General features: G+C 65.1%; 3 protein-coding genes. All 3 read right to left on the bottom strand.

Annotated elements, in window-relative coordinates:
- The coding region (locus tag AC062T_RS04970) for an LCP family protein (protein WP_476027949.1) at positions 1 to 1,115 on the bottom strand (1,115 nt) is incomplete at its 3' end.
- Between the two features lie 28 nt (positions 1,116 to 1,143).
- Positions 1,144 to 1,644, bottom strand: coding sequence for a 5-(carboxyamino)imidazole ribonucleotide mutase (purE, locus tag AC062T_RS04965; RefSeq protein ID WP_476027947.1), 501 nt, complete (start codon positions 1,642 to 1,644; stop codon positions 1,144 to 1,146).
- Positions 1,645 to 1,702: 58 nt separating this feature from the next.
- Positions 1,703 to 2,050 (bottom strand): MBL fold metallo-hydrolase (locus AC062T_RS04960; RefSeq protein ID WP_476027945.1); only part of this gene is annotated, 348 nt, incomplete at its 5' end.

Genomic DNA, 2,050 nt, shown 5'->3' with positions numbered 1-2,050 from the left:
TTGGTCACGACATTGGCGGGATCCATCTGCTGGATGATCGCCTCCTGCACCTGACGCTGACGCTCCATGCGCTGCAGGTCGTTGCCGTCGAAGCGCGACCGGGCATACCAGAGCGCCATCTCGCCGTTGAGATGCTGGGGGCCAGCGTCGAAGTATCCGTAGGGTGTCTTGCTGGTGACAGGGCCATAGGCCAGCCGCTCCGGGACATCGATATCGATGCCGCCGAGCGCGTCGATGAGCTGCGAGAAGCCCTGCATATCAACGAGCACGTAGTACTGAATGGTGAGGCCTGTGACGCCCTCGACCGCATCCCGCATTGCCTCTGTTCCGGCAGTGCTGCCCTGCGAGGCGGCGTCGGGATAGAGCTCGGGGCGCTGCTCGCCCTCCGTGTAGAGATAGCCGAGCAGGCACTCGTCGCCGCAGTCGTAGCCGTTGGGGAATGCCTCGAACATGGGCGACCCCTCCGAGAAAGTGGCGTTCTCGAAGTTGCGGGGCAGCCCGATGATGGTGGTTGACCCGGTCTCTGCGTCGACACTGACGACGGAGATGCTGTCGGGACGCAGACCCTCGCGGTCGGGCCCAGCATCACCTCCGAGAAGCATGATGTTGTACCGGCCGTCGACCGGTTCTTCGTAGTCACCGCTGGCGAAAACCTCGGCGATCGTATTGCGCGTCACTCCGGCAAGGTTGGCGGCATACGCAGCGCCACCGGCCGTTGCAATGAGCGCAACGACGGCGACGATGGCGATGAGCGGGCGGGCACCCGGCGCCGCACGCACCAGGCGGACGAGCCTGAGGGTGTCGAAGGTGAGCACCAACCACAACACCGCGTAAGCGGCCAGAAAGATCTGGGCGATGGTGAGGGCGATGACATTGGTGCCGAGGGCGATGAGAATGTTGCGGTCGACGAAGTAGATGATCGCCGCGATGACGAGAAGTGCCCAGAAAACGAGTGTCGCGCCGAGCCCGAAGCGACCCAGTCGCCGGTTGCCCGCGAGAACCTGAACAGAACCGGGGATGAGCACATTGAGCCCCACGAGCCACCAGGCCCTGGTGGTCATGATGCGGGGCGAGCGGGTGTCGGGGTTCCGCACCGGCAACGTGCTGTCGCTCACCGGCCCTGACCTTCTTCTCGTCGAGTCGTCACGCGCCGATTCGTGCCTTCAGTGCGGCGTTCTTCTCTTCGACAGCCGCCTCGAGATCGAGCGAGTACTGAGCGACAGCCTGAGACAGCTCCGCGTCGGTCGAGGCGAGGATGCGCACAGCAAGAAGCCCGGCATTCTTTGCCCCGCCGATCGAGACGGTTGCCACCGGGATGCCCGCCGGCATCTGCACGATCGAGAGCAACGAATCCATGCCATCGAGACGCGAGAGAGGAACGGGAACGCCCATCACAGGGAGCGTGGTCACGGAGGCGACCATGCCGGGAAGGTGGGCGGCGCCGCCAGCGCCGGCGATGATGACGCGGATGCCGCGGCCCGCAGCCTCGCGGCCGAAGGCGATCATCTTGTCGGGGGTGCGGTGCGCCGAAACGACCTCAACCTCGTGGGCTACGCCGAACTCCGTGAGGAGCGCTGCGGCGTCGGCCATGACATTCCAGTCAGAGTCGGATCCCATGATGATGGACACGAGAGTTTCGGGCATGGTGTCGATATTAGCGCCGCCTACTGCGGGAAACTTGCGAGGCGCGACGCGGCGCGGCTCACGCCCGCAGCCATGCGTGCCAGTCGGGATCATGGCCCGGCCACACCTCAACACCATCTTCTTGATCGAGTGCGGCCAGCCGTTGGATGGCGGCGAGCGCAGCATCCGCATCGCCCGGCCGTGCCGTAAACCCACAGGGGCGGACCTGTTCGATGCACTCCCTGAGGTCTGCGGCGTCGCAGGCGAGCACGATCGATTTGTCGGCGAGATCGACTCTGAATGACTGATGACCCGGGGTGTGCCCGCGGGTATCGAGGGCGGTGAGCCCCGGCGCGATCACGGTGTCCCCGTCAAGGAGGAGCACGTGGAGGTCGGGGCGGAGGTAGTCCTCACGAAAGTACACATC

The sequence above is a fragment of the Homoserinimonas sp. genome (assembly GCF_056262345.1).
The sequence above is the reverse complement of the archived record's forward strand: the minus strand, read 5'-3'. Positions and strand labels throughout refer to the sequence as shown.